Genomic DNA, 13,082 nt, shown 5'->3' on the forward strand with positions numbered 1-13,082 from the left:
CCAGGTCAGCGACGTCGACCCACATCGCCGGCCACCTCGTCGGGCTCGCTGCTGCGGGTCGCCGAAGTTTCGGGCGACCGGAGTCGGAGAATGCGAGTCGTGGCAGTGCCGGGCAGTGATCGAGAGCGGGTGGGTGAGCTGGACCAGCTCGCCAGTCCGTTCGAGGTCGCCGAAGCCCTCGGCCTGCCCAAGCCCACGCCCGAGCAGGCCGCCGTGGTCGCCGCCCCGAACGCACCCGCCCTGGTGGTGGCGGGCGCGGGCGCGGGCAAGACGGAGACCATGGCCGCGCGGGTCGTCTACCTCGTCGCCAACGGCTTCGTCACCCCGGACCGGGTGCTCGGCCTCACGTTCACCCGCAAAGCCGCCCGCCAGCTCTCCGAACGCGTCCGAGCCCGCCTGCGCCGCCTCGGCGGCTCCCCGCTGCTGGACCGCCTGGACCCGAGCGGCGAACGCCGGGCCGCCGTCCTCACCACCGAACCGGTGATCCTCACCTACCACGCCTACGCGGGCCGCCTGGTCGGCGAGCACGGCCTCCGCCTGCCGGTGGAGCCCGGCGTCCGGCTGCTCACCGAGACCGCCTCGTGGCAGCTCGCGCACCGCGTCGTGTCGACGTGGGCGGAGGACATCGACACCGACAAGGTCCCGGCCACCATCACCGGCTACCTGCTCGCACTGGCCGGCGAACTCGGCGAGCACCTGGTCGAGCCGACCGACCTCCGCAAGCACGCCGAGTGGCTGGCCACGATGATCGAGTCCGCCCCCAAAGCCCCGCGCCAGCGCGACGGGCTGCCGGAGAAGCTCAAGGACATCATCAACGCCCAACGCCTCCGCGTGAACCTGCTACCCCTCCTGGAGGCGTACCAGGCCCGCAAACGCCGGGAAGCGGCAATGGACTTCGCCGACCAGATGTCGCTCGCCGCACGACTGGCCGACGAACACCCCGAGGTCGTGCGCGGTGAGCGTGAACGGTACGGAGCCGTCCTCCTGGACGAGTACCAGGACACCGGCCACGCACAACGCGTGCTGCTCAGATCCCTGTTCGGCCGAGGCGAGCCGATGGCCGTCACGTCGGTGGGCGACCCGGCGCAAGCCATCTACGGCTGGCGCGGCGCGTCGGCGGCCAACCTGCCCCGCTTCGTCCACGACTTCCCGCCCGCCCGCAAGTTCGGCCTGCTCACCAGCTTCCGCAACCCACCGGAAGTGCTGGCCTTGGCGAACGCGGTGTCGTCCCCGCTCCGCGCGGCCGGGCTGGACGTGGACGAACTCCGCGCGCGCCCCGGCGCGGGCCCCGGCGACGTCCGACTGGGCCTGTTCACCGACGTCCGAGCCGAACTGGACTGGCTGGCCGACACCGTCGCGGCCCAGTGGGAAGCCCACCTCGACGCCAGCGACGAGCCACCCACCGCCGCCGTGCTGGTGCGGAGGCGTGCCGACATGGCCAACATCGCCGCCGCCCTGCGCGAACGCGGCCTGCCGGTCGAAGTCGTGGGCCTGGGCGGCCTGCTGGACGAGCCGGAAGTCCGCGACCTGACCAGCGCCCTCCGAGTCCTGGTCGACCCGCTGGCCGGCACCGCCGCGGCCCGGCTCCTCACCGGCTCGCGCTGGCGGATCGCCGCCGTGGACCTCGCCGCCCTGTGGCAACGCGCCCGCGAACTGGCCGGCGCACCCAGCCGCCAGTCCGTGGCGGACGACCCGCTGGCCGTCCTCGCCGACGCCCTGCCCGGCGAACACGCCGAACAAGCCGGGCTGGCCGACGCCCTGGACGATCCCGGCGACCCGACCGTGTACTCGGCCGAGGGCTACCGCCGCATCCGCCGGCTCGGCGCGGAGCTGTCCGCGTTGCGCCGACGCCTGGACCAGCCGCTGCCCGAGCTGGTGGCCGACGTGGAACGCACCCTGCTGCTCGACATCGAGGCCATGTCCCGACCGGGCGGGGTCGGCCGGGCACACCTGGACGCGTTCGCCGACGTGGTAGCCGACTTCGCGGCAGCCAGCCCATCGGCCACCCTGCCCGCGCTCCTGGACTACCTCTACACCGCCGAACACGCCGAAGACGGCCTGGAGCCCGGCGAAGTCGAGGTGGCGGAGAACCGCGTGCAGGTGCTGACCATGCACTCGGCCAAGGGTCTGGAATGGCACATCGTGGCCGTGCCGCACGTGGTGAAGGACGTGTTCCCCGGCCGGAAGAAGACATCCTGCTGGCTGAAGGCGGTGGCCGAACTGCCCGCCGACCTCCGAGGCGACGCCGAAGACCTGCCGAAACTCCGCATACCGGGCGGCAGCAACCGCAAAGAGGTCGAAGAGGCCCTGGACCGCCACGCGGACGACTTCGAGGACCGCCGCCTAGTGGAGGAACGCCGCCTCCTCTACGTGGCATTGACCAGGTCCGAACACAGCCTGCTCGTCTCCGGCCACTGGTGGGCCGAAACCGGCGACAAGCCGAAAGGCCCGTCGACCTTCCTCACCGAACTGCGCGACGCGGTCCTGGCCGCCGACCACCCGCCGGCGGACATCGCCCACTGGGCGGCGCACCCCGCCGAGGACGAGCCGAACCCCCTGGCGTCCCAGGTGAAATCCGCCGACTGGCCCGCCGACCCCCTGGGCAAACGCCGCGCGGCCGTAACCGAGGGCGCGGAACTTGTCCTGGCCGCCCTGGAACGCCACCTGTCCACTCCCGCCGAACCCACCCCAGCCCAGACCACTCCTCACCTCGAACCCGCTCCCGAGGAACCCGCTCCCGAGGAACCGGCCACCGAGGAACCCGCCACCGAACTTCCGCCCGAGCCTGAGGATTACTACGACGACCTCGCCCCGGAGCCCCCACCCGACCACGACGACCTCCCGCCAGAGCCACCCGAGGACTACGCCGAACCACCTGAAACCGAATCGACCGACCTCCCCGCGGACGACCCGGACGACCCGGACCACTCGGACGAACCGGACGACCCGGACGATCCGGAGGGCTGGGCGCGGGACGTCGACGTGCTGCTCGCCGAACGCGCCGCCGCCGCGGACCGCCGCGAACGCGTCGTCCTGCCCGAGCACCTGTCGGTGAGCCAACTGGTCGAACTCGCCGCCGACCCGGACCTGCTGGCCCGCCGCCTGCGCCGCCCCCTGCCGTTCCCCCCGAACCCGCTGGCCCGCCGAGGCACGGCGTTCCACACCTGGCTGGAACAGCGGTTCGGCGCGAGCAGACTGCTGGACCTGGACGAGCTACCCGGCGCCGCCGACGAGGGCGCCGCGCCGGACACCGACCTGTCCCGGCTCCAAGAGGCGTTCCTGGCGAGCAAGTGGGCCGACCGGGCGCCGCACGACGTCGAGGTCCCGTTCGAAGCCGAGATCGACGGGCTGTCGGTGCGCGGACGCATGGACGCGGTCTTCGCCGACCCCGACGGCGGCTGGACGGTGGTCGACTGGAAGACCGGCGCGGTGCCCGACGAGGAGAGGCTGCCGGCGCTGTCGGTGCAGCTCGCGGCCTACCGACTGGCCTGGGCGGCACTGTCCAAGACACCGGTCGAACGCGTGCGCGCGGCGTTCCACTACGTCCGACACGACCACACGCTGCGCCCGGCGGACCTGCTGGACGCGAACGGCCTGCGCGAACTCATCCGCAACGTGCCGTCCTGATCCGTCCCGTGCGCGTTTGGTCGGCTCCGTGCCGTTCTGCGCTCAACCAGGGTGCCGTTCTGCGCTCAACCGCGGCCCAGCCCGGAACGCAGGGCGCTAGCTGTTCACCCGAGCGTGAGCGGGGACTTCCTTGAGCACGCGGTCGTACAGGACTTCGAGCAGCCAGCGGCCGAACAGCGACGGCCCGAACTCGGTCGACCGGTCCTCCGGCGGCACGAGCAGCTCAGCCGCCCCCGCCTCGTCCACGGCCACCACGCCGATGCCGTAGTAGTCCAGTTCGATCAGCGGCCACGACTGGCCGCCCTGCGGCGCGGGCAGCACCACCGAGCACGGCGCGAGCGTCATCAGCGTGCCGCACGATTGCAAGGCGCGGTCCACGGTGGACTCGCCGACCAGCACCCCGACCAGTTCCACCGCGGACACCGGCAGGCGGTCGTGCGCGGCGGGCTCGAACCACGAGCGGAACCACGACGGGTCCGCCTGCGGTGGCCAGCCGTTCGCGGTGCGCCACTCGTGCACGTCGGCACGGACCCGCACGACGGCCGACACCTGGTGACCCAGCACGGCGACGTCGGGTACGACGATGCCGCGCCAACCGAGTGCCGACGCGGCATGGTGGAGGAGCGGTTGCACTCGGGCATCCTAGGGCTGGTTGCGGTTTCAATGACAGACCTCGGGCGCGGTGGGTGTCGAGCCCTGCGCCCAGCGTGATCAGGCGGTCGAACGGCGGACGCGCAGCGCCCACAGGATCAGCGGCACCTGGAGCGGCAGCCGGCCGTAGGCGACGGCCTTCGCCCTCGGCGACCTCGTCCGGTAGTCATAAGCCATTTTCACGTTCGCCGGGAACACACCCGTGAAGAAACCGGCCGCCAACAACGCGCCGAGACCGCGGGTGCGCGGCGCGGCGACTGCGACGGCCAACGCCACTTCCGCGACTCCCGAGGCATAAGTCCAGGTCCGGGGTTTGCCAGGCAGCGCGCGAGGGATGATCGCGTCGTACGGCTTCGGCTTCGCGAAGTGCGTGACGCCCGCCGCACCGAGCAACCCGGCCAGCGCGAGCGCCGACCAGGAACGGGAACGAGTGGGTTCCATAGGGTCCACCCTGTCATGTCACCCGCCCGCCGGCCCGCCCAGGGTTATCCTCCCGCACCGTGAGTGGTGATCCGGAAAATCCCGAACATCCCGAACGCGCGGCGGTGACGTCGCTCGCCGACGACTTCCTGGCGGGCCTGCGCGAGTGGCTGGCCATCCCGTCCATCGGCACCGACCCGGCGCACCACGGTGACGTGGGCAGATCGGCCCGCTGGCTGGCGGACGCACTGCGCCGCGACGGATGGCCCGACGTCCAGGTCTGGGACACCGGCCCCGCCCTGCCCGCCGTGTACGCCTGCTGGCCCGCCGCCGACCCCGACGCGCCGACCGTGCTGGTCTACGGACACCACGACGTGCAGCCCGTCGACCCGGTCGAGCAGTGGCACCACCCACCGTTCGAGGCGACGTTGGTGGGAGAGGAGCTGTTCGGCCGCGGCGCGAGCGACGACAAGGGACAAGTCGCGATGCACCTGCTCGGCGTCAAGGCACACCTCGCGGCACTCGGCGCCACCCAGCCGGCCGTGACGATCAAGCTGTTCGTGGAAGGCGAGGAGGAGTCCGGCTCGCCCCACCTCGCCCGACTGATCGACGACCACCGCGACGACCTGACGTGCGACCTGGTGGTGTTCACCGACACCCCGCTGTACGCCCGCGACGCGCCCACGATCTGCACCGGACAGCGCGGCGTCTACGGCGCGGAAGTCGTGTTCACCGGCGGCACCTCCGACGTCCACTCGGGCCGCGCGGGCGGCAGCGTGCCGAACCCGGCCACCGCGATCGCCCGCCTCGTCGCCGCACTGCACGACGACAAGGGCCGCGTCCGGCTGCGTGACTTCTACGCCGACGTCGTGGAACCCACCGAAGCCGAACGCGCCGACTACGCCGCCCTCCCGTTCGAAGAGCACGTGTGGCTCGCCAACTCCGGCGGCGCGCAGGCCGTGTCCGGCGAGGAGGGCTGGTCCACCCTGGAACGCGTCTGGGTGCGCCCCACCGCCGAGGTCAACGGCATCCACGGCGGCTACACCGGCCCCGGCCTGAAGACGATCGTGCCCGCCCAGGCGTCGGTGAAGCTGTCGTTCCGCCTGGTGCCCGACCAGCGCCCGGAACGGATCGCCGACGCCCTGCGCGAGTTCGTCGCCGCCCACACCCCACCAGGCCTGCGCGCGGAGATCATCCCGCGCGGCGACGGCGTCCCGCCCTACGCGATGGACGTGACGCACCCGGCCGTCGGCGCGCTGAAGGAAGCGGTCGAAGCCGCGTTCGACCAGCCGGTCCACTTCAGCCGCACCGGCGGCAGCGGCCCGGCGGCCCTGCTGCACGGCTGGCTCGGCGTGCCGGTGGTGTATTTGGGCGCGACGTTGCCGGATGATCGCATCCACGCGCCCAACGAACGCGTCGTCGTGCCGCTGCTCCTCCGCGGCGCGGAGGCCGCCGCCCGCCTGTGGCGGACACTCCCGGAGAGGCTGACATGATCCGCCGGTTCCACCAGGGCGAACCGCTCAGCGAACGGCCCGGCCACTCGCTCGTCGGCGTGATCAGGATGCCGGACACGATCCAAAGCCCGGTCCGCGCGATCATGAAGCGGGTCATCGGCGCACTGACCGCACTGATGTCCGCGGTGCTGATCGTCTACTTCGACCGCGACGGCTACCGCGACGTCAACGAGGACGGCCTGTCGTTCCTGGACGCCGTCTACTACGCCACGGTCTCCCTCTCCACCACCGGCTACGGCGACATCACCCCGGCCAGTTCGTCGGCCAGGCTGGTCAACGTCCTGGTGATCACCCCCCTTCGCGTGCTGTTCCTGATCGTGCTGGTCGGCACCACCCTCGAAGTGCTCACCGAACGCTCGCGGCAGGCGCTGCGGATCCAGAAGTGGAGGACCAAGGTGCGGGACCACGTGGTCGTCGTCGGGTACGGGACCAAAGGACGCTCCGCGGTCAGCGCCCTGCTCGGCGACGGGATGGAGCCCGGCGGCATCGTCGTGGTCGACACGTCCCAAGAGTCGTTGGACGCGGCGTCCGCGATCGGCCTCGTCACCGTGCACGGCTCAGGCACCAGCAACGACGTGCTCCGCGTAGCCGGTGTCCCACGAGCCCGAGCCATCGTGGTAGCCGCCAACCGCGACGACACGGCCGTCCTGGTCACCCTGACCGCGCGCGAACTGGCACCCAAGGCCCAGGTCGTCGCGTCGGTACGGGAACGCGAGAACGAACACCTCCTCCGCCAGTCCGGCGCGGACTCGGTCGTGGTGTCGAGCGAAACGGCAGGCCGCCTCCTCGGCATGGCCACCGCGACCCCGTCGGTGGTCGACATGGTCGAAGACCTCCTCACCCCCGACGCCGGCCTGGCCATCGCCGAACGCGACGTCGAACCATCGGAAATCGGCGGCTCCCCTCGTCACCTACCCGACATAGTGCTGGGCGTAGTCCGAGCCGGAACCCTCTACCGCGTGGACGCCCCGGAAGCCGACGCGGTGGAAGCCGGCGACCGCCTCCTGTACGTGAAGAAGGTGACCCCGCCCAGGGAATCCTGACCCAGGGAATCCTGACCCAGGGAATCCTGATCCCGGGAATCCTGACCTCCCGGCGAGAGCCCCGACCTCCCTGCCGCGCACACCGGCCAAGCGGTCACGGGTGGCCGAGATCGCCGCCCGTCACCAGGTGCCCGTGGTGGAGGACAACGCGTACATGTCGGTCGGCACGGGCGGTCTGGCGATCCCGCCGCCGATCGCGGCGTTCGCCCCGGCCCGCAGCGAGGTGCTCACCGTCGGCTCGCTGGCCAAGGCAGCCTGGGGCGGGCTGCGGATCGGCTGGCTGCGCGCGTCCCGCGACGTGGTGGAACGGCTGGCCCGCTACAAGGTCCGCGCCGACCTGGCCGGCCCCGTGCTGGACCAGGCGCTGGCGGCCAGGGTGCTGCCGCGGCTGGACGAGATCGTGCCCGGCGCGGCGACCGACCCGTCCGGCGGACACGACAACTTCATCCGCCTGCCGTTCACCCTGCCCGCCGCCACACTCACCGAACTGGTCCACCGACTCAACCGGGCCTGGCAGGACCTGCACCGCCGGGGCGCGGACAGCCGGTTCGCCCAACTGGCGACGGTCGCCGAAGTGGTCGTGCCCCGCGCCGTGGTCGTGCCCTGCGCCGTGGTTGTGCCCTGCACCGCCGACCGCGCCTTGGCACGGGCCGCACGCGACGGCACGCCGTTGACGTCCTCGGTCGACATCGCGCAAGTCCCCGCCACGAAGGCGATCGAGTCTGCGTTCGTGTGCAGGACCGTGCGGTCGATGTTGCCGAGGTTGTTGCACGCCGCGTCGTCTCCCGCCGAGTAGCCCGACAGCCTCAGGGCGGCGGCGACATACCGGCGAGCGCGGACCACGTCGGTTCGCACCGCGATCACCCGGCCGACGTGCCCTCGTCTGCCAGTGGGATGCGGACCTGGAAGGCCGCGCCCAGCCCTGCCGGTTCGATGCAGGACAGCTCGCCGCCGTGGGCTCGGACCACGCCGCGGGCGATGGGCAGGCCCAGGCCTGAGCCGCCGGAGCGGCGGTCCCGGGCCTCGTCCAGGCGGACCAGGCGGTCGAAGATGTGCTCCCGGTCTTCTGGTGGCACACCCGGCCCGTTGTCGGAGACCACCAGCCACGCGTAGCTGCCGACGGCCGACACGCGCAGCCGCACCTGACCGGCCGCTCCGGTGGCCTGGCGGGCGTTGTCGGCCAGGTTCGCCAGGACCTGGGCCAGCCGTTGCGGATCGCCCGACACGTAGACCGACGTGCCCTCGGCGGCGATGTCGAAGTCGGGTGCGAGCAACCGGGTGCGGCTCACCTCCGCCTCCGCCAATGCCAACAGATCCACGCGCTCCCGGTGCAGCTCCAGGCCCGCTTCGATCCGCGCCAAGGCCAGCAAGTCGTCCACGAGGCGGCCGGCTCGGCGGGACTCCCTCACCAACAACAGGTTCAGACGTTCCCGCTCCTCGGCGCTACCGGTCTGCATCAGCGCCTCGGCCACCGCTTGCACGCCCGCGATCGGCGTCCTCAATTCATGCGCCGCGTCCGCGACGAATCGTTTGGTTCGTTCCTCTGATCCCTCCAATGAGTCGAGCATGTCGTCGAACGCCGCCGCCGTCCGGCCGAGTTCGTTGTCCGTCCTCGCCGGACTGAGGCGGTGGCCCCGGTCGCCGCCCGCGATGGACTTGGCCAACGTCGTCATCGCGTCCAGCGGGGCCAACGCCCTTCGCACCACCCACACCATGGCCACCGCTGTGACGGCCAACGCCCCGAAGCCGACCAGCAGCAGCAGGCGCCGCAGCCGCGCCTGCGTGGCAGTGATCACCGACGACTCGGCGTAGAGCGTGATGGTCGACCCGTCCGCGAGGTCACGGGTGACCTTGTTGCTCACGTCGGCGTCCGGCAGATCGCCGAACACCGTGCCGTCCGGCATCACCAGCCGTGCCTGCACACCCCGGTTCTCCAACCGGTTCACCAGGTCCGAGCCCCGCACCCGCTGCTTGACCAGCGACTGTGCGTGGCGGGCCTTGTCCAGCAGCGCCGCCTCCACGTCCCGCTTCGACTGCGCCCCGAACGTAGCGTCCACCACGAGCACCAGACCGACCAGGACGACGCCGAGCACCGCGATCGCGGAGAGGGTGACCCGACGCCGCAGGGACACGGTCCGTAGGCTCACGAGTCTTCCGCCCGCAGCACGTACCCCAAGCCCCGTACGGTGTGCAGCAGGCGGGGACCGTGTTCCTCCAGCTTCCGGCGCAGCGCGCTGACGTGCACCTCCACCAGATTCGGGTCGTAGTCCTCGTAACCCCACACCGCGGTCAGGATCTGGGTCTTGCCGACCACCCGCCCGCGCTGGGCGGCCAGGTAGCGCAGCAGCCGCAGCTCGGTCGCGGTCAGCTCCACGGGCGCGTCCCCGCGCAGCACCACCGCCGAGTCGGCGTCCACGACCAGGTCACCGATCTGCACGGTCGACGGCGTCCGCCCCAGCCTGCGGAGCACCGCGCTGACCCGAGCCACCAACTCGGCCAGTACGAACGGCTTCACCACATAGTCGTCCGCGCCCCCGTCGAGCCCGCGCAGCCGGTCCGACACATCGTCCCGGGCCGTCAGCATGACCACGCCCGCCCCGCTGGCCCGCCGGATGACCTCCAGCAGCATGAACCCGTCCCGGCCGGGCAGCATCACGTCGAGCACCACCAGATCGGGGCGGAACCGGGTGAGTTCGCCCTCCAGGTCCCGACCGTCCGGACGGAGCTGGACCTGGTACCCCGCGTCGCGCAGGGCCGAACTCACCGCGGCGCCGATGGCTTCCGCGTCTTCGATCACCAGCACCCTGGCAGCATTGGACACCTCCTCATTCTGCGTGGTGGGACCAGAGCCCCGCCCGCGTCTTCAGCCTGCGCTCAGGCACTAGGTCGGATAGTGGGTGGAGCGATGGAGCGAATGGCCGGTGCGAGGGTTGGGCGGTCACCCTGCCGGGTGGGCAGGCCCGGCAGGAGCGGAGCGGACGTCAAGGGTCGTGGGCGGTTGGGAGAACCGGTCTGGAGTGGACAAAGGATGGGCCGGCCGTGATCGGCCGCCACCGGGTGGAGGGGTTTGTCGTGGATTTGTTCATGGATCCATCTTCGAACAGGGGTTCGAGGTGGTCAAGATCACTATCGGGTGATGTGGGTGGGGGCGGACCAGCCGCCCACCCCCACGACAACAGGGCACTTCGTCTGCGACCATCCACCCTGTGGCGGTTCGGCTGAGCCCAGTCCGATGGGCGCTGATCCTGCTGGTCATCGGACTGGCGGGAGTCGCGGCGGCGGTCGCGATCTGGTGGCCGGGCGGCTCGTCCGCCGAGGTCCGGCGGGTGGCGGCGACCGTCGTCACCCCGGCGTCCTGCGGCGGGGCCGACGCCTACGACCGCGTCGAACTCAAGATCGGCGACCAGACCCGCACCGCCCGGCTCGACGGCTGCGGTCACCAGGCGAACGAGGTGGTCGACGTGGTGGTCCCGGCCGACACCAGCGGCGACTTCATGGTGCAGGTGGCCGACAGCGCTCCGGCGAACATGCCGTTCGGGACTCGGCTGGCCGCGATGCTCGTGTGCCTGAGCGGCCTGGCCGGCGGGCTGTACGCCCACCTACTGGGCAGACAGACTCAGGCGACGGCCTCGGCCGACGCCGTATAGGTGTTGCACGACGTGGTCACGCCGGAAGTGAACCCGTAAGACGCCCACTCGGCCTGGTTATCCGGGCTGCCGTGGGCATTTTTGTCGGCCGGCTCCTCCACGGCGTACTGGAAGTCGTCCGCCGCCTCCTGCGCCAGCTCGGACCCGATGGACCCGGACACGACGGTGAGGAACATCCCCGCGAAGCAGTTGGCCTGCAACTCGATCCGGCGCGACATCTCCAGGCCGGCGGGCGTGCCCTCACCCGCGTCGACGATCTTGCTGTCCGCAGCGCGCAACATCCCGGTCAATGCCTGCACGTGGTGCCCGTACTCGTGTGCCAACGTCGCCAGGTGCGTGCTGGGCCGATCACCGCCGCCGTTGTCACGCAGCCGCGACGTGGGCATGTAGATGGTCCGGTTGCGCCCGCAGTAGTACGCAACCGCCTCGGTCTCGGAGGGCGCCGCGCCGCACGGCCCGTCCTTCAGGTCCGGCGACGTGTCCAACGCGGGTGCCTCGAACGGCAGGTTCCCGTTCCCCAACGCCGGCTGCCACGCCTGGTCGAGGCACGCGACCCCGGCCGTGTAGTACGCCGTCAGCTCCGCGTCAGACAGACCGAACGCGGGCAATGCGCACGTGGCGTCCGCCAACCGCACCGGGGACGTAAGTAGCGGGTGGTCCGCCAGCCGGTGCACCGCACGCGGCCGAGGCGGCTCGGTGGCCGTTGCCGCCGCCGGGGCCTGCGGCGCGGCCACAGGCCGCCCGCTGACCCGCCTGCTGGTGTCCAACTGGGTGACGAGGCCGAGGCCCAGCACGCACAACACGATCAACGAGAACACGCCGATGAGGACGATCGGGTTGTTCTTAGGCTCCTCGGGCGTGTGCACGGTCCTCCAGTCGGGTTAGCTGACGTCCGCCGCGCTCGCCAACCAAGTGTTGCACGCGCTCGTTTCGTTGTTCTTGAATCCGTGGTTGACCCATGCGGCGTTCCGCTCCGGCGCGCCGTGGTCGCGGTTCGGGTAGATCGGGTAGTCACCCCGGCTGCCCGCGTCGCTCAGCGCCACCGAGATGACGTCACCGGGCACCGCTCCGTGTGACAGCGGCGCCAGCGTCATCCCGCCGAAGCAGGTGGCCTGCAGCTCCTTGCGCCGGTTCAGGTCGAGACCCGCCTCGGTGTCCCAGCCGCCCTTCTCGTACTGGGCCTGGCTGGACGCGCGCAGGATGCCGGACAACCACTGGATGTGGTGGCCGTATTCGTGCGCGAGCTGCCCCAGGTACTTGCCGGGGTGGTTGGGGTTCGCAGAGCCCTGCTCGTTCGCGTAGTGGTTCGGCGTCCAGTAGATGGTGCCGTCGCAGTACATGGCGGTGCGGTCGGGCCCCATGGAGCCGCACGTGTTGGTGATCTGCGACGTCACCATGACCAGCTCAACCGGCTGATACGGCAGGTTCGCCTTCTGGAACGACGGCTTCCACATCGCTTCGATGCACGGCAGCGCGGCACGCAGGAACTCGTCCTGTCCGCCGGGTGAGTAGTTCATGCCCGGCAGCGGGCAGCCGTCGATGTTGAACGCGCCCAGGCCCGAGCCGTGGATCGGGTTGTCACCGAGCGTGATCACGGCCTTGGGGCCGGCTTTCGTGGTGCTGGTCGACGTGGACCTGGTGCTGCTCGACGACGTGGTCGTTGTGGTCGTCTCGGCCGTGGTGGTCGTCGTCTGGTTCGTGTACGTGTAGTTCGAGTAACCCGAATACGCGGGATCGTCCACGCTCTTGCGCATGCTGGTCGCGGCCACGATCCCGACCGTCGCGATACCCAGGACGACGACTCCGATGAGCACGCCCGCGATGAGCGGACCGTTGCTCTTCTTGCGCGGCAGCGGCTGATACGGCTGTCCAGGACCCCAACCGGGCTGGGGGCCCCAATTCACCGGCGGCGGCTGCGGCGGGGCCATCGGCGGCGGGGCCTGTTGCTGCCACGGCTGTCCGGGCGGCATCTGCGGGGGCTGTTGGGGTTGCTGCGACGGTTGCTGGGTAGGCCACGGACGGGCCGGCTGGGGGTTCAGCGGAGCGGGCATGGGCGGTGGCCCAACCGGTCGTGGTGGCGGCCAGCCACCCGGCGGCGGTGGTTGCGTCATCGCTGGTGGTCCCCCATATCGCGGATGCCCGAATCAGCACAGAAGCATAGGCGGACTCCGCTATTCTCC

General features: G+C 71.2%; 11 protein-coding genes. 5 read left to right on the plus strand and 6 right to left on the minus strand.

The window, feature by feature from the left end:
* The first annotated feature begins 90 nt into the window (after nucleotides 1-90).
* Complete coding sequence (locus ACQPZF_RS05010; protein WP_433268743.1) at nucleotides 91-3,627, plus strand: ATP-dependent helicase; 3,537 nt, start codon at nucleotides 91-93, stop codon at nucleotides 3,625-3,627.
* Between the two features lie 96 nt (nucleotides 3,628-3,723).
* Here the strand turns inward: ACQPZF_RS05010 and ACQPZF_RS05015 are convergent, their stop codons facing one another.
* Both ACQPZF_RS05015 and ACQPZF_RS05020 read right to left on the minus strand, forming a co-directional pair.
* Nucleotides 3,724-4,260, minus strand: coding sequence for a hypothetical protein (locus ACQPZF_RS05015; RefSeq protein WP_433268745.1), 537 nt, complete (start codon nucleotides 4,258-4,260; stop codon nucleotides 3,724-3,726).
* Between the two features lie 78 nt (nucleotides 4,261-4,338).
* Nucleotides 4,339-4,719 (minus strand): DoxX family protein, encoded by a 381-nt coding sequence (locus ACQPZF_RS05020; RefSeq protein ID WP_433268747.1) that lies wholly within the window; start codon nucleotides 4,717-4,719, stop codon nucleotides 4,339-4,341.
* A 59-nt stretch (nucleotides 4,720-4,778) separates the two neighbouring features.
* Here ACQPZF_RS05020 and ACQPZF_RS05025 point away from each other — a divergent pair, with 59 nt between their 5' ends.
* The 3 genes from ACQPZF_RS05025 to ACQPZF_RS05035 all read left to right on the plus strand — a co-directional run bounded on the left by ACQPZF_RS05025 (nucleotide 4,779) and on the right by ACQPZF_RS05035 (nucleotide 8,051).
* Nucleotides 4,779-6,191, plus strand: coding sequence for a M20/M25/M40 family metallo-hydrolase (locus ACQPZF_RS05025; protein WP_433268749.1), 1,413 nt, complete (start codon nucleotides 4,779-4,781; stop codon nucleotides 6,189-6,191).
* Nucleotides 6,188-7,255, plus strand: coding sequence for a potassium channel family protein (locus ACQPZF_RS05030; protein WP_433268751.1), 1,068 nt, complete (start codon nucleotides 6,188-6,190; stop codon nucleotides 7,253-7,255). Before ACQPZF_RS05025 ends, ACQPZF_RS05030 begins: the two co-directional genes overlap by 4 nt.
* A gap of 100 nt (nucleotides 7,256-7,355) precedes the next feature.
* A complete protein-coding gene (locus ACQPZF_RS05035) occupies nucleotides 7,356-8,051 on the plus strand; it encodes an aminotransferase class I/II-fold pyridoxal phosphate-dependent enzyme (RefSeq protein ID WP_433268753.1) in 696 nt (231 codons plus the stop codon).
* 64 nt (nucleotides 8,052-8,115) lie between these two features.
* On the opposite strand, the gene ACQPZF_RS05040 is transcribed toward ACQPZF_RS05035, so the two are convergent.
* Both ACQPZF_RS05040 and ACQPZF_RS05045 read right to left on the minus strand, forming a co-directional pair.
* Nucleotides 8,116-9,402: a sensor histidine kinase gene (locus ACQPZF_RS05040; RefSeq protein ID WP_433268755.1), complete on the minus strand. Its 1,287-nt coding sequence runs from the start codon at nucleotides 9,400-9,402 to the stop codon at nucleotides 8,116-8,118.
* Nucleotides 9,399-10,076 (minus strand): response regulator transcription factor, encoded by a 678-nt coding sequence (locus ACQPZF_RS05045; RefSeq protein ID WP_433268757.1) that lies wholly within the window; start codon nucleotides 10,074-10,076, stop codon nucleotides 9,399-9,401. Before ACQPZF_RS05045 ends, ACQPZF_RS05040 begins: the two co-directional genes overlap by 4 nt.
* Before the next feature lie 385 nt (nucleotides 10,077-10,461).
* On the opposite strand from ACQPZF_RS05045, the gene ACQPZF_RS05050 reads away from it, so the two are divergent.
* The gene (locus ACQPZF_RS05050; protein ID WP_433268759.1) at nucleotides 10,462-10,902 is read left to right on the plus strand and encodes a hypothetical protein; all 441 of its coding nucleotides are present in this window, start codon (nucleotides 10,462-10,464) and stop codon (nucleotides 10,900-10,902) included.
* On the opposite strand, the gene ACQPZF_RS05055 is transcribed toward ACQPZF_RS05050, so the two are convergent.
* Nucleotides 10,872-11,768 carry a neutral zinc metallopeptidase gene (locus ACQPZF_RS05055; protein WP_433268761.1) on the minus strand — a complete coding sequence of 299 codons (897 nt, stop codon included), beginning with the start codon at nucleotides 11,766-11,768 and terminating at the stop codon, nucleotides 10,872-10,874. The genes ACQPZF_RS05050 and ACQPZF_RS05055 overlap by 31 nt on opposite strands.
* Before the next feature lie 15 nt (nucleotides 11,769-11,783).
* The gene (locus ACQPZF_RS05060) at nucleotides 11,784-12,872 is read right to left on the minus strand and encodes a neutral zinc metallopeptidase (RefSeq protein WP_433268763.1); all 1,089 of its coding nucleotides are present in this window, start codon (nucleotides 12,870-12,872) and stop codon (nucleotides 11,784-11,786) included.
* Nucleotides 12,873-13,082 lie beyond the last annotated feature (210 nt).

The organism is Actinosynnema sp. CS-041913 (assembly GCF_050942485.1).
GTDB lineage: Bacteria > Actinomycetota > Actinomycetes > Mycobacteriales > Pseudonocardiaceae > Actinosynnema.

Bases quoted from the DNA above. Each gene is read 5' to 3' on its own strand.
- ACQPZF_RS05010 (WP_433268743.1), top strand. From the start codon at position 91: ATGCGAGTCGTGGCAGTGCCGGGCAGTGATCGAGAGCGGGTGGGTGAG.
- ACQPZF_RS05020 (WP_433268747.1), bottom strand. From the start codon at position 4,719: ATGGAACCCACTCGTTCCCGTTCCTGGTCGGCGCTCGCGCTGGCCGGG.
- ACQPZF_RS05030 (WP_433268751.1), top strand. From the start codon at position 6,188: ATGATCCGCCGGTTCCACCAGGGCGAACCGCTCAGCGAACGGCCCGGC.
- ACQPZF_RS05060 (WP_433268763.1), bottom strand. From the start codon at position 12,872: ATGCCGCCCGGACAGCCGTGGCAGCAACAGGCCCCGCCGCCGATGGCC.